We start from the raw sequence: 18,929 nt of genomic DNA on the forward strand, positions 1-18,929 counted from the left end.
CAAGCAGACCGACAAGCTGCGCGCCGACGTTGTGAAGACCGTCGACGACGGCCGGGCCGTGGTCGCCAACATCGCCGGCACCACCACCGACACCGACGGCAACACCCACTCCTTCGAGGGCGGGCACTACATCAGCGTCGTCGGCTACCGCGACAACGGCAACACCGTCAAGATCGCCGACTCCGCCAACCCGAACACCGCCTCCTACGAGGTCACCGTCGAGCACCTCGCCGACTGGATCGCCACCCGCGGCTACGCCACCAGCTGACACCAGCACACCAACACACACACCGCCGAAGGGCCGGACCCCACCACGGGGCCGGCCCTTCAGCATGTCCAGAGGTCAGCGCCAGAGGTCAGTGCTCGTCGCCCGCGCGGACGGGGTCGACACGGACCGGGTCGACACGGACCGGACCGAGGTCGGGGGCCACCCCAGCCGACCGACCGCCCGAGGCCACCCCAGCCGACCGACCGCCCGAGGCCACCGTAGCCGTCGGACCGCCGGCGGCCACCTCGGCCACCTCGGCCACTTCCGGGCCACTGCCGGCGTCGGCCGGGCCCCTACCGGCGTCGGCCGCCTCGATGCGGTGAGCGCGTCGGCGTAGCCACCAGGTGCTGCCGAGCCCGGCGAGCACCGCGAGGACCAGCCCGGCCCAGGAGATGTCCTTCAGCCAGTGTTCGGCCGCGCGACCCACCGAGTAGAGCAGGTACGTCGTGCCGAAGGCCCAGACCAACCCGCCGGCGGCGTTGGCCACCAGGAAGCGGCGGTACGGCACGTGCAGCGCCCCGGCGAGCGGCCCGGCCAGGATCCTCAGCAGTGCCACGAACCGACCGAAGAAGACCGCCCAGACGCCGTGCCGCGCGAAGCTCTGTTCGGCGCGGGCGAGTTGCGCCGGGCCCAGGTGTTTGGGGAAGCGCCTGCCCAGCCGGACGAGCAGCGGACGGCCGCCGCGTCTGCCGATGGCGTACCCGATGGAGTCGCCGACGATGGCGCCGAACGCCGCCGCGGTGGCCACCCACTCCGGTTCCACCACGCCGGTGGCGGCGAGCAGTGCGGAGCTGACCAGGACGATTTCGCCGGGCAGGGGGACGCCCATGCTCTCCACGCCGATCACTGCGGCGACGAGCAGGTAGACCACGCCTGGAGGCAGCGCCGAGAGCCAGTGCTGAACGTCGATCACTCGGCACCCCTTCCGATCGGTTCCCGACCCTACCCCGCCGGTCTGTCGGCGCGGTGCGGTCGTGGGCCCGCCGGGTCGGTACGCCGGGTTGCACATATAGCAAGACGGACGTACGGTTTTGTTGGAAGCGGAATCGGCGGTAAGTGTCACCTAACCTCGGCGGCACCCCGACCGGTGCGACAGACTGCTCAGGACTACTCACGGTCGCTGGTGTGAAGGAGTACGACGTGGCGAGCCTCGACACCTTCGGTGCGAAGACCCAGCTACGCGTCGGAGACGCGAGCTACGAGATTTTCAAGATCGACAAGGTGGACGGCCACGCCCGGTTGCCGTACAGCCTGAAGATCCTGCTGGAGAACCTGCTGCGGACCGAGGACGGCGCGAACATCACCGCCGACCACATCCGCCAGCTCGGCGGGTGGGACTCCACCGCCGCCCCGAGCGTGGAGATCCAGTTCACCCCGGCACGGGTGCTGATGCAGGACTTCACCGGTGTGCCCTGCGTGGTCGACCTGGCCACCATGCGCGAGGCCGTCCGCGAGCTGGGCGGCGACGCCAGCAAGGTCAACCCCCTCGCCCCCGCCGAGCTGGTCATCGACCACTCGGTCATCGCCGACCTGTTCGGCCGCGAGGACGCGTTCGCCCGCAACGTCGAGCTGGAGTACGAGCGCAACAAGGAGCGCTACCAGTTCCTGCGCTGGGGCCAGACCGCGTTCAACGAGTTCAAGGTCGTCCCGCCGGGCACCGGCATCGTGCACCAGGTCAACATCGAGTACCTGGCCCGCACGATCATGGAGCGGGGCGGCCAGGCGTACCCGGACACCGTCGTCGGCACCGACTCGCACACCACCATGGTCAACGGCCTGGGCGTGCTGGGCTGGGGCGTCGGCGGCATCGAGGCCGAGGCCGCGATGCTCGGCCAGCCGGTCAGCATGCTGATCCCCCGTGTGGTGGGCTTCAAGCTGCACGGCGAGATGCCGGCCGGCACCACCGCCACCGACCTGGTGCTGACCATCACCGAGATGCTGCGCAAGCACGGTGTGGTCGGCAAGTTCGTCGAGTTCTACGGCCCGGGCGTGAGCGCCGTGCCGCTGGCCAACCGGGCCACCATCGGCAACATGTCCCCGGAGTACGGCTCCACCGTGGCGATCTTCCCCATCGACGGTGAGACCATCCGCTACCTGGAGCTGACCGGCCGCGACGCCGCGCAGGTCGCGCTCGTCGAGGCGTACGCCAAGGAGCAGGGCCTCTGGCACGACCCGGACGCCGAGCCGGAGTACTCCGAGCGCCTGGAGCTGGATCTCAGCACCATCGAGCCGTCGCTCGCCGGCCCGAAGCGCCCGCAGGACCGGGTGCCGTTGGGCGCGGCGAAGACGCTGTTCCGCTCGGCGTTGACCGACTACGTGGCCGACGACTCCACCAACGAGCGTGACATCAAGCCGGGTGTCCCCCGCGAGGAGCTGCCGCGCGGCGCCAATGGCCCGGCCGACGAGGCCAGCGCCGAGTCCTTCCCGGCCAGCGACCCGCCGGCCAACGAATTCAGCGACCCGGCCGACGAGCCGCGTGACCTGGAGACGGCGGCGGTCGGCGCGGGTGGCCGGGCCACCAACCCGGTCCGGGTCACCGGCGCCGACGGCGTCGAGTACGAGCTGGACCACGGCGCCGTGGTGATCGCCGCGATCACGTCCTGCACCAACACGTCCAACCCGCAGGTGATGATCGGTGCCGCGCTGCTGGCCCGCAACGCCGTGGAGAAGGGCCTGAGCCGCAAGCCGTGGGTGAAGACCACCCTGGCCCCGGGCTCGAAGGTCGTCATGGACTACTACGAGCGGGCCGGCCTCACGCCGTACCTGGACAAGCTCGGCTTCAACCTGGTCGGCTACGGCTGCACCACCTGCATCGGCAACTCGGGCCCGCTGCCCGAGGAGGTGTCCGCCGCGGTCAACGAGCACGACCTGTCGGTGGTCTCGGTGCTCTCCGGCAACCGGAACTTCGAGGGCCGGATCAACCCGGACGTCAAGATGAACTACCTGGCGTCGCCGCCGCTGGTTGTCGCGTACGCCCTGGCCGGCACGATGGACATCGACCTGGCCAACGAGCCGATCGGTGAGGACTCCGAGGGCAACCCGGTGTACCTGCGGGAGATCTGGCCGAACAGCGCCGAGATTCAGGACGTCATCGCCCAGGCGATCGGCGCCACCGGGTTCAGCGCCGCGTACTCGGACGTCTTCGCCGGTGACGAGCGCTGGCAGTCGCTGCCCACCCCGACCGGCGACACGTTCGCCTGGGCGGACGACTCCACCTACGTGCGCAAGCCCCCGTACTTCGAGGGCATGCAGCAGGAGCCGAGCCCGGTCGTCGACATCTCCGCCGCCCGGGTGCTGGCCAAGCTGGGTGACTCGGTGACCACCGACCACATCTCGCCGGCCGGTGCGATCAAGGCGGACTCCCCGGCCGGCACGTACCTGGCCGAGCACGGCGTGCCGCGCCACGAGTTCAACTCGTACGGTTCCCGCCGGGGTAACCACGAGGTGATGATCCGGGGCACCTTCGCCAACATCCGGCTGCGCAACCAGCTGGTTCCGGGGGTGGAGGGCGGCTTCACCGTCAACCACCTCACCGGCGAGCAGACCTCGATCTACGACGCCTCGATGGCCTACCAGGAGGCCGGCATCCCGCTGGTCATCCTGGCCGGCAAGGAGTACGGCTCGGGTTCGTCGCGGGACTGGGCGGCCAAGGGCACGATGCTGCTGGGCGTCCGGGCGGTCATCGCCGAGTCGTACGAGCGGATCCACCGCTCCAACCTGATCGGCATGGGCGTGCTGCCGCTGCAGTTCCCGGTGGACGTCACCGCCGAGTCGCTCGGCCTGACCGGCACCGAGACGTTCAGCATCACCGGGGTGACCGCGCTCAACGACGGCGAGACCCCGCGCACGGTGACTGTCACCACCGACACCGGCGTCGAGTTCGAGGCCGTGGTGCGGATCGACACCCCGGGCGAGGCGGACTACTACCGGCACGGCGGCATCCTGCAGTTCGTGCTGCGCCGCATGATCGCCAGCTGACGTACCGATGTCACCAGGCTCCCTCCCGCCCTTCGGCGGGAGGGAGCCTGCGTCGTTCCCGTCCCGACACCCCGCCCCGGGCTAACCTCTTAGCTAAGGAGGTGTCATGGTGGCCGGTGAAGCTGCGGCACAGTTCAACATCCACGATGCGAAGACGAACCTGTCACGCATCATCGAACGGGTCGAGCACGGCGAGGAAATCGTGATCAGTCGGGCCGGTAACCCGGTCGCCAAAGTCATTCCTCTTCGTCGTACGACACGCACTGGTCGCGGCTCTCTGCGCGGTGCGCTGGATCTCACCGGAGACTGGGATTCCGACGAGGTCAACGACGAGGTTGCTCGCGACTTCGGGCTGTCCGGATGAGGCTCTTGCTCGACACGCACGTGGTGCTCTGGTGGTTGACCGACGACCCGGGGCTCGCCACGGACGTCAAGGACCGCATCGACGCCGAACCCGATGTGTATCTGAGCCCGGTCACGCTGTGGGAGGTCGCGATCAAACAGTCGCTGGGCAAGTTGGCCGGCCCTGCCGACCTCGCCGAGCGGATTCGCGACGCCGAACTGCGGGAACTCCCGATCCTCCACGATCACGCCATCGCGGCTGGTCGGCTGCCGGCGATCCACCGGGACCCTTTCGACCGGATGCTTGTCGCGCAGGCCCTGCACGAGGGGCTGACCCTGGTCACCCGGGACGACCGCATCCACAAGTACGACGTACCGATCCTTGTGGCGTGACTGTCAACCTCGCGGATGAGGTCGTCGGCCCGGTCGACCAGGGCCTCGCGGTCTGGACCCGATTCCTGGTGCTGGCCGGGCCCGGCTGGACCCCGCCGGCCTACCCGGCCAGTTCGTCAGCCCGGCCGAGCAGGGCACGGCGCTCGGCGGTCGAAGCGACCGCCGCCGCCGCCTCCCGGAACAGGCTGGCCGCGCGCAACCGGTCACCCTGCCGGGCCACCAGGTCGGCCTCCACCGCCACGGCGAGCGGATAGCCGCCCAGTCCGCCCCCGGCTCGTGCCGCGTCGAGCAGGGCCAGCCCCACGGCCGGCCCGTACGCGTACCCGTGCGCTACCGCGCGGTTGAGCGCGATCACCGGCGAGGGGCGGAGGTCGGCCAGCGCGTCGTAGGCCCGCGCGATCGTCGGCCAGTCGGTGTCGTCGACCGAGACGGCGGTGGCGTGGCAGGCGGCGATCCGGGCCTGCCACGCGTACGGCCCGTCGTGGCGTACCCGATCGAGGGTGGCCAGGCCCTCGGCGATGGCGGCGCGGTCCCACCGGTCGCGGTCCTGCCGGTGCAGGGTGAGCAGGGTGCCGGCGGCGTCGCGGCGGGCATCCCGACGGGAGTGGTGGAACAGGAACAGCGCCAGCAGCGCGGCGACCTCGGACTGCTCGGGCATCAGCCGGTCGAGCAGCCGGGCCAGCCGGACCGCCTCGTCGGCGAACGCCGGTTCGCCGTCGGCGACGTAGCCCCGGGTGAACAGCAGGTACAGCACGGCGAGGACGCCGGGTAGTCGCTCGGTCAGCGCCGGCCCGCTCGGCACCCGGTACGGGATGCCCGCCTGGGTGATGCGGGTGCGGGCCCGGGTCAACCGGCGGGTCATCGTCGACTCGCTGACCAGCAGGAGGCGGGCGATGTCGGCGGTCGGCACGCCGCAGACCGTTCGCAACGTCAACGCCACCCGGGCCTCGATCGCGAGCGCCGGATGGCAGCAGGTGAAGATGAGCCGCAGCCGGTCGTCCACCACGTCCTGGCCCACCTCCGGCTCCGGCGACGCCTCATCCGGCGTGAGCAACGCCAGGTCGTGCAGCTTGCGTCGTTCCACGGTGGCGCGGCGCAGCACGTCGATCGCCCGGTTACGCGCCACCGTCATCAGCCAGCCGCCCGGGTTGGCGGGCACACCGTCGGCGGGCCAGCGCTCCAGCGCGGCGGTCAACGACTCCTGGGCACAGTCCTCGGCCAACGACCAGTCCCCGGTCACCCGGATCAGGGTCGCGACGATCCGGGGGTACGCCTCGACGCTGGCGGCCGCGACGGCCGCCGCCGCGCCGGCCGGTGCCTGGGTAGGCATCGGCCGGCGCGGCGAGGTGAACATCGTCGTCAGTCGGGTAGGTCCGCGAACGGGCGCAGTTCCAGCCGCCCCTCGCGGGCCATCGGGTGCGTGCGGGCCACCTCGATCGCCTCGTCCAGGTCGGCGCAGTCGAGCAGGTCGAAGCCCACGATCACCTCGGCGGTCTCCGCGAACGGGCCCTCGGAGACGAGCAGTTCACCGCCGCGAACCCGGACGGTGGTGGCCGCGCTGGTCGGCGCCAGCGCGTCGCCGGTCAGGCGGCGACCCCGTGAGTCGTTCTCCGCCACCCACTTGTGGATGTCGGGCAACTCGGTGGGGTCGGTGTCCGGCTCGGCGTCGCTGCACACGAACATCATGAACTTCATCTGGTCGCTCCCTTGTTTCTCGGGGTATCACCAGCATGACGATCGGCCGACAGCGTTCCGGACACCCTCCCCCGAAAAACCTCGGGTCAGTCTCCGCTGGCGGCGCGGCGGCGGGCCTCGCGGGTCTTCATGGCGTGCTCCATCAGCGTGACGAGCACCTCCTTGCTGGACTCACGCTGCCGGGCGTCGCAGAGCAGCACCGGCACGCCCGGGTCCAGGTTCAGCGCGGCCTGCACCTCGTCGAGCCGGTACGTCCGCGCGCCCTGGAAGCAGTTCACCGCCACCACGAAGGGCGTGCCGCGACCCTCGAAGTAGTCGATCGAGGGGAAGCAGTCGGCGAGCCGGCGGGTGTCGGCCAGCACCACGGCGCCGATCGCCCCCAACGCCAACTCGTCCCAGACGAACCAGAACCGGTCCTGTCCCGGAGTGCCGAACAGGTACAGCACCAGGTCGTCGCTGATGGTGATCCGGCCGAAGTCCATGGCCACGGTGGTGGTGGTCTTGCCTTCCACACCGGAGAGGTCGTCGATGCCGACCCCCGACTCCGTCAGCACCTCCTCGGTCCGCAACGGCCGGGTTTCGCTGACCGCGCCAACCATGGTCGTCTTGCCCACGCCGAAGCCGCCCGCGACCAGAATCTTGATCGCGGTGGGCAGTGGCGTCGCTCCCGCCGGCCGGTCAGAGTGCCCGTAGTCCATTGATTACCGCCTCGAAGATGCTGTTGTCGGGAAGACCGGCCGTGGTCTGCGGCTCGCGGACCTGCACCAGGCTGCGGGCTGCCAGATCACCGAGGAGCACCCGGATGGTGCCCACCGGCAGGTCGAGATGGGCGGCGATCTCGGCGACGGACTGTATGCGTTGGCACAGCCCGACGATCGCCAAATGCTCGGGGCCGAGACCCACCTCGGGCGTGACCTCGGCTCGGGTCGCCGTGACCAGGGAGATCAGGTCGAATGTGCCGGTGACCGGGCGGGCCCGACCGCGCGTCACCGCGTACGGGCGCACCACCGGACCCGCATGGTCATCCACCCACTGATGGTCTGCGGACTCCCCCTGGACCGTCATCGCCGTTACCTCTCGCCGACCTGCTGATCAGTGCCACGCGATGGTGATGCGACGTACTTGCCGACGCGGGTGACCAGCATCGCCATCTCGTAGGCGATCAGACCGACGTCGGCGTCCTCGGTGGCCAGCACCGCCAGGCAGGCGTTGCGGCCGGCCGCGGTGACGAACAGGAACGACGACTGCATCTCGATGATGGTCTGCTGCACCTGCCCGCCACCGAAACGCTTGCCGGCGCCTCGGGCGAGGCTCTGGATGCCGGCCGCCATCGCCGCGAGGTGCTCGCCGTCGTCTCGGCTCAACCCCTGGGAGGAGGCCATCAAGAGGCCGTCGGTGGAGAGCGCGACCGCGTGTTCGGCCTGCTTCACCCGGCCCACCAGGTCATCCAGCAACCACGTCAGGTCGGCGCTCGAAGCCGTCTTCTGGGTCACTTCGTCGTCCTCTTCTCGCCCGGCTGTGCGCCGTGTTCGTTTGGGGCTTGACCGTCACACCGCGCGGGAACCCGCGTCATCGGTGCTCGGTCAGGTCGCTTGTGGATCCTCGTCGGTCGGCTCGGACGGCGTCGCCGCCGGGGCGCCGGAGGCGCCGCCGAGCAGCCGAGCCGCGTCGGTTCGCCCACGCCGGGTGCCGGTCTGGTAGGAACTCATCATCCGGCGGACCTGCTCCGGTGGGCGCACCACATCCTCGTCGTCGGTCTCCGACATCGCCGGGTCGTCTCGCAACTCGGGAACGATGTTCGCCTGTCGGACCCGGACGGGCAGGCCGGAGTCGGTCCGCTCCGCGTCGGCGCGGGCGGGCACCGGGCCACCGTCACCAGCCGCGACCGACTCCGCGTCGCGGGTCTCCGGGCGGGTGCGCTCGACGGCGGGCAGGCCGGTGGGCACGGTCGGGGCTTCCAGGGCTGGCTGACCCGGGCCGCGCCGGGCGCGGGTGGGCAGGTCGGGTGTGCCGGTCGTCGGGGTGGTCCGCTGTCGGGTGGGGAGAACGGTGTCCGCCTCGGCCTCCTCGTCCGACGTCGGGGTGGTGGTGTCGGTTGGCGTCGGCGCCGACGACGTCGCGGCCACGTCCGGCGCGGTGGTCGTCGGTGCGGCGAGGGCGACCGGTGCGAGCGAGGTTGGGCTGCCGCTCTCCGCGGCCGGCGTCGACGGCATCGGGATGGCCGAACCGGCCCGGAACGAGCCCGAGTCCTCCGGGGAGGCGTCGGCCTCGGTGACCAGCTCCAGCGGGATCAGCACGACCGCCGTGGTGCCCCCGTACGCGGACTCCTTGAGCCGGACCCGCACGCCGTGCCGTTCGGTCAGCCGGCTCACCACGTAGAGCCCGAGGCGGGCGGCGTTGGCGAGGTTCAGCTCGGACTGGTCGACGATCCGGTGGTTCGCCGCGGCCAGGTCCTCCTCGCTCATGCCGAGGCCCCGGTCCTCGATCTCGAGGGCGAACCCGTTGGAGACCAGCTGGCCGCGGACCTCGACGGTCGTGTGTGGCGGGGAGAACGACAGGCCGTTCTCGATCAGCTCGGCCAGCAGGTGGATGACGTCGCCGACCGCGCGGCCGGCGAGCGAGACCGGCCCGAGCGGCAGCACGTTGACCCGGGTGTAGTCCTCCACCTCGGCCACGGCGCCGCGCACCACGTCGACCATCGGGACGTTGCGCCGCCAGGCCCGACCGGGGGTGGAGCCGGAGAGCACGATCAGGTTTTCCGCGTTGCGCCGCATCCGGGTGGCCAGGTGGTCGACCCGGAACAGATCCTCCAGCTCCTCCGCGTCGTGTTCGCGGCGCTCCATCGCGTCGAGCAGGGTGAGCTGACGGTGTACGAGTGCCTGCGTGCGTCGGGCCAGGCTGAGGAAGACCTCGCGAACGTTGCGACGCAGGTCGGCCTGCTCGACGGCGGTCCGCAGCGCGGTCTCCTGAACGGCGTTGAACGCCTTACCGACCTGCCCGATCTCGTCGGTGCCGAATTCCAGCGGGGGCGCCTCGGTGGCCACGTCGACCTCCTCGCCGCGCCCGAGCCGCTCCACCACCCGGGGCAGCCGTTCGTCGGCGAGCTGCCAGGCGGCCTCCCGCAGCCGGTCCAGCTGGCGCAGCAGGTTCCGCGCGGTGGTGATCGAGATGACGACGGAGGCGATGACGGCGAGCAGACCCAGACCGGTGGCGAGCACCAGTCGGACGACGACCATCACGGCCACGCCGGTGGCTCGATCAACGATGCCCTCACCGCCGGCGGTGACGGCGTCGTTCACCTCGGTCAACGCCGGCTCGACGGTGCCCCGCCACTGCTCGGCGCCGATCGGTAGCTGGGTCGACGGCCGGCCCTCGCGGATGATGCTGTCCTGTACGGCGCGCAGTCTGGTGAACGCCTCCCCGCTGACGAGCTGCCGGAAGCGGCGCTCGTCGGCGTCGGCGAGGCGGGTCCGGACCTCGTCGCCGAGGAACCGCTCGGCGGCGACCAGGCTGACGTAGCGGGCGTACTCCGGCCCGCTCATCCGGCCGTTGCCGAAGAGCCCGCTGAGCAGCGCGTCCTCTTGGGAGATCAGCTCCTTCATCCGGTTGAGCTGGATCAGGGCTGCCGCCTCGCCGGCGATCTGCTTGTCGTCCAGGCTGCCGGTCACGTCGTAGATCTGGAAGATCGACTCGATCGCGGAGGTGTACGCCTCGGCGGCGGCGACCCGGTCGATCTTGCGGTCCAGCACCTCGGCGCGGGTCTGCTCCAACGCGTTGACCTGAGCGATCGTCAGACCGAGCTGCGTGTCCAGTGCGGAACTGCCGGCGATGTCGACCTGCCAGTCACGCACCGAGTCGGCGAAGTCGGCGGCCAGCCCCGCGCTCTTGCGCTGCTCGGCTTCGAGCGCCGTCCGCTGCGCGGCCTCGGGGTTGCTCAGGTACGCCTGGGTCAGCCGCCGCTCCAACTGGAGCTCCTGCAACAACGGCTCGGTCGGCGCGTAGACCTTGCTGTTGATCACCTGGACACCGAGCAGGTTGAAGCCGTCGCGCAGGGTCACCCAGGCCGCGAACATCCACAGCGCGACCAGGGAGAGCAGCAGGGCGACAACCTTGGTGCGGATACTCGTACCGCGAGAACGCATTGAACCGTCCCAGGCCGGGCGTTGACTCAGCTCATCAACGAATGATCAGAGGGGGCGACGTCCCACCACGGTGGGGCATCCGGGGCTGAGGCTCTGCGTACGCTAGCAGTGTCCACACAACCCCTCAAGTTGTTGTTTTTGTAGCCTGGTAACCGCAATCCACCACCGATCGGTCCACGCCGGAGACCCGATCGGTGGCCAACCGGCAGGCGGCGAGCACCGCCGCGCGAACGATCACTGTCGGACAGTACAGCTCTTTGCCATACCACAGTGGACGGTGGTCCCGGGTGGCGGATTCGTGCAGGTAGGCGTGCGCACGGGCGACCGCGTCGTCGACCCGGGGCACCGTCGTCGGCACCGCCAACAGCACCTGCAGGGCGTACGCGGTCTCCTCGGCGGTGCCGTCCCACCGCCCCCACGAGCCGTCCGGGCGCTGGCTGTTCAGCACCCAGCCAGCAGCCCGGTCCACCGCCTCTGCGGCGGCCGCACCGCGCCCGAACTCGGCGAGCGCCAGCACGCAACAGGCAGTGGCGTAGTACGGCGAGGCGTGCCACCGGTCCTGCCAGGCGCCGTCCGCGCGCTGATGCCCGGCCAGCACCCCGCTCAGCCGGTCGACGGCCCGGCGGTAGCGCGCGTCCGCGCCCGGGTGCCGGGTCAGGTGCTGGCCGAAGGCGTCCAGCACGTGGGCGTTGGTGGTGACCGAGAAGCCGTCCTCCCCCGGCCAGGTGCAGAAACCGTCGGCCGTCTCGTACGCCCACAGGCTGGCCGGGTCCGCCGGATGGCCGAGCCGGGCCAACGCGTCGAGGGACACCGACGTGGTGTCGGCGTCGGTCGGCAGGCCGTCACCGGTGGCGATGCCCTGGCCGGCGGTGGCGGCGGTTAGGCTCTCCAGCACGGAGGCCGGCGGGTTGACGGCGATGCCGGCGCGGCGCAGGCCGCTCAGCACCCACGCTCGCTCGAAGACGGTGATCGGTGCCGGGCAGGGCACCGGGCCACCCCCGTCACGGATCAACGTCCGCAGGAAGGCGTGCGCGGCGGGGCCGGCGGCCGGCCCGACGGCGGTCAGCCAGGCCGCGGTCGCCGCGGGTGAGGCGCCAACCGCGGTGAGGGTGGGGCCGGCGTCGGCCGGTACCGCGTCCAGCAGCTCGTAGAAGTGGGCCACCTTCGGTGGCAGCGTCGCTCCGGCGGCCACCGCGGACCGCACCGCGCGCAGCCGGTCCCGGTGCAACCCGGCGGGCAGCGGCAACGGCGGGCGGGGCAGCCGGTCGGCGACGGCCCGCTCCAGCCCGGCGAGCCGGTCGTTGATCGTGTCGACCAGCGCCGGAACGATGAGGTCCAACGCGGGGGTGTCCGGCAGCGTCCGGGCGTCGGCGCGGAGCAGCATGTCGGCGAGCGCGCCGAGCCCACCGGCCACCGGGGCGAGCAGCTCCGTTCCGGTCCGGCCGTCGGCCAGCGCGGCGAGCAACGCGTCGGTGGCGCTCAGCGTCGGCGCCAGCGCGTACCCCTCGGGTGGGCCCCACGCCCCGTCCGGGCGTTGGCTGCGCACCAGGAACGCGATCCGCTGGTGGTGCCCGGTCAGCCAGGGAGCGACGGCGACCAGCCGGCCGGTCTCGTACACCGAGGCGGCGACCTGCCCCCACGGCCGCAGGCCGAGCCCGGCGATCAGCTCGCGGGCGGCGTCGGCGACCGGGTCGGCCGCGGCCGCCGCGTCGACGAACACCCGGGTGGCACCGTCACTCATCACGCACCCCCCAGAAGTCCGACAGCTGGTAGAAGCCGCCGGTGAAGGAGATCTGCCGGTTGAGGTAATCCGCCTGGCGGGGGCACCGCTCGGCGAGGGCGGCCAGGTCCCCCCGGGACCGGGCGGTCAGCTCGGCCAGTCGGTCGTGCACCTGCGCCGGGCCGTCGACCAGCGAGAGGGCGTTCAGGTCACCCCACTCGGCGTCGCGCCCCTGGGTGGCGAGGTCGTTGACCAGCCGCAGCACCCGCTGCACGCCACGTCCGGCGTCCAGCAGGTCGGTCAACTGGGCGAGGGTCTTCTCGTCGCCGGTGGCGATCCAGTGGGTGACGTTGACGAAGGAGCTGCCGGAGTTGTCGGCGTTGTCCAGGTAGCGGTCCAGGTCCGGCAGGCGTCGCCCGGTGGTCGGGTCGGTCGGCAGGTTCTTCCAGTCCCACTCCCGGGCCATGGCGGCGAGCATCCGGGCCAGCTCGTCGCGCCAGATCGGGCGCAGCCGGGCGAACGCCGGCACGGTGGCCAGCTCGTCGCGCAGGTCGGCCAGCAGCCGGGCCAGGTGCCGCCCGGGTGCCGGCGTGGCGCCGTCGGCCACCGCGAGGCAGTCGGTCACCACCTTCCGGATGTCGTCGACGGACCGGGCGAGGTAGTCGACCTGCCAGTCGGTGGCGAAGACCCAGAGCACGGTACGGGTGGTGATCCGCAGTTCGGCGGCACTGTGCCAGGGTGCGATGAAGGCGACGGTGGTGGCCACCGAGCTGAGCAGCGCCGGGTCGAACGGCGCGGCGTCGAACAGCTCGGGATGGTCGGCGGTGACTTCCTGCAGGTCGCGTACGCCCCGCACGGCGAGCGCGCACACCCGGCCCTGCTCGGCGATCGCGTCATGAGCTGCCGGTGCCGGTCGCGGGGTCTCGGTCACGATGCGGCCGGGCGCTCGACCGCGGTGAGGATGACCTCGGCACGCTGCTTGGGTTGCAGGGAGGCACCCATCCGAGGGGTGAGGCCCACCGGTTCGCGCAGCCGGAAGCGGTAGCGGCTCAGCACGGTGCTGACGATGAGTTGGGCCTCCAGCAGGAACAGGTACTGCCCGAGGCACTGGTGCGGGCCCCCGCCGAACGGGAAGTAGGAGTACCGGTAACGCCGCCGGGGCAGCTCCGGCGCGAACCGCTCCGGGTCGAAGAGCGACGGGTTGTCCCAGAACGTCGACATCCGCTGGGTCACGTACGGGCTGACCAGCACGGTGCCGCCGGCCTTGATCCGCACCCCGCCGAGCATGTCGTCGCCGACCGCGGTGCGCGGGATCATCCAACCCGCCGGGTAGAGCCGCAGCATCTCGTCGAGCACCATCCGGCCGTAGCGCAGTTGGGGCAGGTGCTCGCGGCCGACCCGTTCGGCGCCGACCACCTGCTCGATCTCGTCGGTCATCCGCTCGGCCACGTCGGGGCGGGACGCCAGCACCGGCCACAGCCAGGAGAGCAGGGCGATGGTGGTCTCGGTGGCGGTGGAGAACATCGCGACCACGTCGCCGCGGATCGCGTACTCGTCGGGTTCGCTGCCGTCGGCGCGCGGCCGGCAGAGGGTGGAGATGATGTCGTCGCCGTCGGTGGGGTGGGCCCGGGCCTGCCGGATGATCGGCAGCACCACCTCGTCGATGGTGCGCACCGCCTCGCGGAACTGCCGGTCGCGGGGCATCGGCACCGCGTACGGCACGGCGGGCATCACCAGTCGCGGGAGCATCGCGGTGGTGAGGGTGTCCAGCGCGGCGCTGATCCGCAGCGCGTCGGGGACCGAGATCCGGTCGGCGAAGAGCACCCGCATGGTGGTACGCAGGACGATCCGGGTCAGTTCGGCGCCGCCGTCGATCGGGCGACCGGTGCGGGCCGGTTCGAGCCACTCGTCGACCGCCTCGTTGATCGCCTCGGCCATCTTGTCGACGAGCGTCTCGGCCCGCTTGGCGGTGAACAACGGCTGCAGCGCGCCTCGGCTGGACTCCCAGACCGCACCCTCGGCGACCAGGATGGCGTCACCGACGATCCGGCGAACGGGTCGCCAGAGCAGCCCGTCGCCGTCCCGGATGTAGTTGGCAACGTTGTCGCGCAGGACGCGTTGCAGGTGCTCAGGATGGCTGACCAGGTAGGGGCGGAACGAGCCGAGGTTGAGCCGGACGACCTCGCCGGCGGCGGCATCCGCGAAGTCGACGAGCGCGCCCAGCGGATCACGGACCAGCGCGGGCAGCGCGCGTCGTGCCGGGATCGTCCGGGGCTCGGTGCTGACGGTGGCGGAGCGCGCCTCGGACACCTGCGACATCGAACCACGTCTCCTCGTCGTCCCGTCGACCGCAGCGATCCACTTCGGTCGGACAGGCTGATGAAACTTTCACCTTCTGGGCCGACGGGAAGCATCTCACCAAACGAGGGGTACCTCCAGACTTGCGGACAGCGCAATTTCCGTCTACACAAACCTACCGGCGTCGATATTTTTGTTTTGGCGAATCCTGAGTGGACACTCAGCAGGACGATAAGGCCGGTACGCGGGGCGTCACGGCCCGGGCCCGCCGAGGCGGTCCCTGCGGCACCGGCACCAGCTTGGCGAGGCCAGCCCGGTCGGGGCCGGTCAGTGACCCGGAACGCACCGGTACCCCCGAATCCGGGCGACGCCCGGCACCCTGTGCCAGGCTCTGGGGCATGGACGACAAGACCATCCTGAACCGGATCTCCGAGTTGGTCGACGAGGAGCACAAGCTGCGGGCCGAGGCCCAGGCCCACGAGTCGGGCACCGAGGGCGAGGCCAGCGAGCGCCTGCGCGCCCTGGAGGAGTCCCTCGACCAGTGCTGGGACCTGCTGCGCCGTCGGCGGGCCGCCCGGGACACCCACGGCGACCCGGACGCCCAGGGCGAACGCCCCAAGCCCGAGGTGGAGCGCTACCTGCAATAGCCAGCGCGGCGGGTCGGGCGACACGGTCGCCCGACCCGCTCCGGTCAGCGCAGGCCCGCCTCGCGCAGCAGCTCTCCGGTCAACCGACCGCTGTCGGCCTGCTCGCCCGGGAGGCCCCGGGCCGCGAACCAGGCGGCGACCACCCGCACGTCGCGGGCCAGGAACTCCGGCCCCTGCGGGTTCGCCACCACGTCGACCACCTGCGGCAGGTCGATCACGACCAGCCGCCCCTGGTGCACGAGCAGGTTGTACGGCGACAGGTCGCCGTGCGCGTAGCCGGCCCGAGCCAGCACCCGCAGCGCCTCCACCAACTGGGCCCACAGGTCACTCAGCTCGGCCGGGCCGGGACGCAGTTGGGCCAGTCGCGGCGCCGCCTCCCCCGACTCGGCGTCACCGACGAACTCCAGCATCAACTCGGTGCCCCGCAACTGCACCGGGTACGGCACGGCGATCCGGTCGTGGCCGGCGCCGATCTCCCAGAGCCGGCTCAGCGCGGCGAACTCGGCCGCCGCCCACTGCCCGGCGATCATCTGCCGGCCGAACGCCGTCCGGCCGGCCATCGCCCGGTTCTCCCGGGACCGGCGCACCCGACGGCCCTCCAGGTAACCGGCATCGCGGTGGAACAGCCGGTGCTCGGGATCGCGGTAGCGCTTCACCGCCAGCAGACAGGACCGGTCGGTGTCGGGCACCGCCCGACGGACCAGGTGGACGTCCGCCTCCTTGCCGGTCTTCAGCACACCCAGCTCGGTGTCCTTGGCGGCCAGTTCGGTGACCAGCCAGGCCGGGTGCGGCTGCGGCCCGTGCACGGCGTCGTCCCAGGACGACCAGCGCTCGCCGGTGTCCGGGTCGGGCTCGCTGTCCGGGTCCGCGAGCGGCTCGGTGGGCCGCCCGCGCTTCAGAAACTGCGGTTCGTCGTCGTCGAAGCGGCTCTTGCCGCGGGTTCGGCGCTCAAGCGCCGGAAGATCATGATCGCGCACTGTGGTGAGGTTCCCTTGGTCGAGGCTGAGATAGGCAGCTGGAAGCGACCTGCGAAGACGGCCATGACCGACCCCCTCTCCTCGACCGGGCACACACCCGGGACGCACGATGCGCGGACAATGCTCGTCGCAGCACGGCGACCGGTCAACCGAATAACCGAGCCCAGTGCGCGAACCCTCAGCGGGCGAGGACGGTGGCGACCGCGGCGATCAACCCGTCCACGGTGCGGCTCGGCGCGAACCGGACGTCCGACCAGGTGCGCCCACGGTGCAGCCAGACGCTGGGCAGCCCGACGGCCGCAGCGCCGCCGATGTCCGCCTCCGGGCTGTCGCCGATCACCCACGACCCGCGCAGCGGCATCCGCACCCGTTGGGCGGCGAGCGCGAAGATTCTCGGGTTGGGCTTGCTGACGCCGGCCTCTTCGGAGATCACCCAGTCGGCGACGTACTGGTCCAGCCCGGTCCGGCGAATCTTGGCGTCCTCGACGCGTACGGTGCCGTTGCAGACCACCACCGGCACCCAGCCGGCGTCGTCGGCGATCCGCAGCGCGCAGGCGGTCAGCGGGTCGAGCCGGGTCTGCGCCACCACCCCGTCGTGCAGCTCCTCCACCAGGTCGATCGAGGGAATGCGCAGCTCGTAGCGGTCCCGGATGGCGTCGGCGAGGTCCCAGCGGTCGGTCAGGCCGTCGGCGTCGATGGAGACCAGCCAGTCGATGTCGGTGTGGGGCGCGCCGATGCTGTCCAGGAAGCGCTCACCCCAGCGGCGGAACGGCCCGGCCCGATCCAGCAGGGTGTTGTCCAGGTCCAGCAGGAGCAGTGGCACTCGGGCACCCTACGGGACCGACGTGTCCGCCAACAGATGCGGCGGGTATCGACCTGACGAAGGGCTCAGCCAGGCATCGACACCCGCGCGCCGCCCTGCTCCGGCAGCCGATCGACGAGCATCGAGTGGGCCGCCCGGGTGGCCGCGAGCACGGCCGGATCCAGCGACGCCACGAGCACCGCCGTGCCGTCGTCGGCCCCGCGAGCCAGCACCCGCCCCTCCGGGTCGTAGATGGCCGCGCCACCGTTGAACCGCCACGGGTCGACGCCGCCGACCGCGTTGGCGAAGACCACGAACATCGTGTTGTCCAGGGCCCGCGCGGCGTAGTAGAGATCCCGGCGGTGTTCGGAGCCGGTCAGGTACCCGCTCGGGCACAGGTAGGCGTGTGCGCCGTCGAGGGCGGCGGCCCGGCCGTGCTCCGGGAAACAACCGTCATAACAGATGCCCAGCCCGAGCCGCCAGTCGTCGACGAGCAGCGTGGCACCCCGATCGCCGGGGACGAACAGCTCCCGTTCGTCACCCCACAACTGCTGCTTGTCGTAACCGACCCGCACCTCGCCGGCCCGGTCGACCACCAGCGCCGCGATGGTCCGCCGGCCGTCCGGGTGCCGCACGGCCGCGCCCACCAGCGCGGTGACGCCGGCCTCGCGCGCCGCGACGCGCAGCGGGTCGAGCCGGGGATCCGCGACCATCCCGCCCTGATCGGCGGCGACGTCCGTGCCGGCCGGGTCGGCGGCGAGGGCCGGCGGGTGGTACGCGCAGAGGAACAACTCCGGCAGGACTGCCACCCGGGCGCCCCGTTCGCCCGCCTGGCGGACCAGGTCGGCGGCGACGAGCGCGTTGCCGGCGACGTCGCCCGGCGTGGGGGTGGCCTGGACGGTGGCCACTGTCAGCGGGGAGCTGGGCACGGTGTGGGGCTGGGTCACCGGGCGATGGTAAACGGCAACATCCCAAGCCGTACGTACGGTTTGCGTGCCCCGGGTTGACCTGCGACGATCGACGTGTGCCCAGAGTAAGTCAGGACCAGCTCGACGCGCGCCGGCAGGAGATCCTCGCCGCCGCCCGGGCGTGTTTCGCCCGGCTCGGCTACGAGGGCGCGACCGTACGCCGCCTTGAGGAGGCCACCGGTCTGTCCCGCGGCGCGATCTTCCACCACTTCCGCGACAAGGACTCGCTCTTCCTGGCCGTCGCCGAGGACGACGCCGCGGCCATGGTCGAGACGGTGGCCCGCAACGGTCTGGTGCAGGTGATGCGCGATCTGCTGGCCCGCGCCGTCTCCCCCGACACCACCGGCTGGTTGGGCAGCCAACTGGAGGTCTCCCGGCGGCTGCGCACCGACCCCGCGTTCGCCAAACGGTGGGCCGAGCGGTCCGCCGCGATCGCGGAGGCGACCCGGGACCGGCTGGCCCGCCAGCGCGACGCCGGGGTGCTGCGTGAGGACGTACCGATCGACGTGCTGGCCCAGTTCCTGGAGCTGGCCTACGACGGTCTGGTGCTGCACCTGGCCATGGGTCGACCGGCCGGTGACCTGGGCCCGGTGCTCGACCTGGTCGAGGAGGCGGTCCGCCGGCACTGACCGCGCGGGCACCGGTCGGTCGACCGTGGCGAGGCTGCTCCACAATGGGGCCGCCGATCCCCTCCGGTGA

19 protein-coding genes are annotated in these 18,929 nt (G+C 71.6%); 6 read left to right on the forward strand and 13 right to left on the reverse strand.

Going from position 1 to position 18,929, the window contains the following annotated elements:
* The coding region (locus IF22_RS0128335; RefSeq protein ID WP_030337251.1) for a C39 family peptidase at window positions 1–268 on the forward strand (268 nt) is incomplete at its 5' end.
* Between the two features lie 88 nt (window positions 269–356).
* Here IF22_RS0128335 and IF22_RS0128340 read toward each other — a convergent pair.
* The gene (locus IF22_RS0128340) at window positions 357–1,181 is read right to left on the reverse strand and encodes a DedA family protein (RefSeq protein WP_081884130.1); all 825 of its coding nucleotides are present in this window, start codon (window positions 1,179–1,181) and stop codon (window positions 357–359) included.
* A gap of 212 nt (window positions 1,182–1,393) precedes the next feature.
* Here IF22_RS0128340 and IF22_RS0128345 point away from each other — a divergent pair, with 212 nt between their 5' ends.
* The 3 genes from IF22_RS0128345 to IF22_RS0128355 all read left to right on the forward strand — a co-directional run bounded on the left by IF22_RS0128345 (window position 1,394) and on the right by IF22_RS0128355 (window position 4,981).
* Entirely contained in the window at window positions 1,394–4,246 is a 2,853-nt protein-coding gene (locus IF22_RS0128345) for an aconitate hydratase (protein ID WP_030337255.1), read from the forward strand.
* A gap of 106 nt (window positions 4,247–4,352) precedes the next feature.
* The gene (locus tag IF22_RS0128350) at window positions 4,353–4,610 is read left to right on the forward strand and encodes a type II toxin-antitoxin system Phd/YefM family antitoxin (protein ID WP_030337257.1); all 258 of its coding nucleotides are present in this window, start codon (window positions 4,353–4,355) and stop codon (window positions 4,608–4,610) included.
* Window positions 4,607–4,981 carry a type II toxin-antitoxin system VapC family toxin gene (locus tag IF22_RS0128355; protein WP_030337260.1) on the forward strand — a complete coding sequence of 125 codons (375 nt, stop codon included), beginning with the start codon at window positions 4,607–4,609 and terminating at the stop codon, window positions 4,979–4,981. Before IF22_RS0128350 ends, IF22_RS0128355 begins: the two co-directional genes overlap by 4 nt.
* 100 nt (window positions 4,982–5,081) lie before the next feature.
* Here the strand turns inward: IF22_RS0128355 and IF22_RS0128360 are convergent, their stop codons facing one another.
* The 9 genes from IF22_RS0128360 to IF22_RS0128400 form a co-directional block, all read right to left on the reverse strand.
* Window positions 5,082–6,335, reverse strand: coding sequence for an RNA polymerase sigma factor (locus tag IF22_RS0128360; protein ID WP_245233761.1), 1,254 nt, complete (start codon window positions 6,333–6,335; stop codon window positions 5,082–5,084).
* Between the two features lie 5 nt (window positions 6,336–6,340).
* The gene (locus tag IF22_RS0128365) at window positions 6,341–6,676 is read right to left on the reverse strand and encodes a YciI family protein (protein ID WP_030337264.1); all 336 of its coding nucleotides are present in this window, start codon (window positions 6,674–6,676) and stop codon (window positions 6,341–6,343) included.
* An 86-nt stretch (window positions 6,677–6,762) separates the two neighbouring features.
* Window positions 6,763–7,374, reverse strand: coding sequence for a GTP-binding protein (locus tag IF22_RS0128370; RefSeq protein ID WP_030337265.1), 612 nt, complete (start codon window positions 7,372–7,374; stop codon window positions 6,763–6,765).
* Window positions 7,355–7,741, reverse strand: a complete 387-nt coding sequence (locus IF22_RS0128375; protein WP_030337267.1) for a DUF742 domain-containing protein — start codon at window positions 7,739–7,741, stop codon at window positions 7,355–7,357. The genes IF22_RS0128370 and IF22_RS0128375 overlap by 20 nt, the downstream gene beginning before the upstream one ends.
* Before the next feature lie 5 nt (window positions 7,742–7,746).
* Window positions 7,747–8,169: a roadblock/LC7 domain-containing protein gene (locus IF22_RS0128380; RefSeq protein WP_030337269.1), complete on the reverse strand. Its 423-nt coding sequence runs from the start codon at window positions 8,167–8,169 to the stop codon at window positions 7,747–7,749.
* Between the two features lie 90 nt (window positions 8,170–8,259).
* Window positions 8,260–10,818, reverse strand: a complete 2,559-nt coding sequence (locus tag IF22_RS0128385; RefSeq protein WP_030337270.1) for a nitrate- and nitrite sensing domain-containing protein — start codon at window positions 10,816–10,818, stop codon at window positions 8,260–8,262.
* Window positions 10,819–10,942: 124 nt separating this feature from the next.
* Entirely contained in the window at window positions 10,943–12,559 is a 1,617-nt protein-coding gene (locus IF22_RS0128390) for a prenyltransferase/squalene oxidase repeat-containing protein (RefSeq protein ID WP_051708842.1), read from the reverse strand.
* Entirely contained in the window at window positions 12,552–13,469 is a 918-nt protein-coding gene (locus tag IF22_RS0128395) for a terpene synthase family protein (RefSeq protein WP_030337274.1), read from the reverse strand. The genes IF22_RS0128390 and IF22_RS0128395 overlap by 8 nt, the downstream gene beginning before the upstream one ends.
* Entirely contained in the window at window positions 13,466–14,803 is a 1,338-nt protein-coding gene (locus IF22_RS0128400) for a cytochrome P450 (RefSeq protein ID WP_030337276.1), read from the reverse strand. The genes IF22_RS0128395 and IF22_RS0128400 overlap by 4 nt, the downstream gene beginning before the upstream one ends.
* Before the next feature lie 431 nt (window positions 14,804–15,234).
* Here IF22_RS0128400 and IF22_RS0128405 point away from each other — a divergent pair, with 431 nt between their 5' ends.
* Window positions 15,235–15,483, forward strand: coding sequence for a DUF2630 family protein (locus tag IF22_RS0128405; RefSeq protein WP_030337278.1), 249 nt, complete (start codon window positions 15,235–15,237; stop codon window positions 15,481–15,483).
* A gap of 44 nt (window positions 15,484–15,527) precedes the next feature.
* Here the strand turns inward: IF22_RS0128405 and IF22_RS0128410 are convergent, their stop codons facing one another.
* From IF22_RS0128410 to IF22_RS0128420, 3 genes are all read right to left on the reverse strand, one after another.
* On the reverse strand, window positions 15,528–16,460 hold the full coding sequence (locus IF22_RS0128410) for a serine protein kinase RIO (protein WP_030337279.1): 933 nt from the start codon (window positions 16,458–16,460) through the stop codon (window positions 15,528–15,530).
* 178 nt (window positions 16,461–16,638) lie between these two features.
* The gene (locus IF22_RS0128415; RefSeq protein ID WP_030337281.1) at window positions 16,639–17,283 is read right to left on the reverse strand and encodes an HAD family hydrolase; all 645 of its coding nucleotides are present in this window, start codon (window positions 17,281–17,283) and stop codon (window positions 16,639–16,641) included.
* A gap of 65 nt (window positions 17,284–17,348) precedes the next feature.
* A complete protein-coding gene (locus IF22_RS0128420; protein WP_030337283.1) occupies window positions 17,349–18,209 on the reverse strand; it encodes a carbon-nitrogen hydrolase family protein in 861 nt (286 codons plus the stop codon).
* 77 nt (window positions 18,210–18,286) lie between these two features.
* Here IF22_RS0128420 and IF22_RS0128425 point away from each other — a divergent pair, with 77 nt between their 5' ends.
* Window positions 18,287–18,859 carry a TetR/AcrR family transcriptional regulator gene (locus tag IF22_RS0128425; RefSeq protein ID WP_030337284.1) on the forward strand — a complete coding sequence of 191 codons (573 nt, stop codon included), beginning with the start codon at window positions 18,287–18,289 and terminating at the stop codon, window positions 18,857–18,859.
* The last annotated feature ends 70 nt before the right edge of the window (window positions 18,860–18,929 follow it).

Source organism: Micromonospora parva (assembly GCF_000718515.1).
GTDB lineage: Bacteria > Actinomycetota > Actinomycetes > Mycobacteriales > Micromonosporaceae > Micromonospora > Micromonospora parva.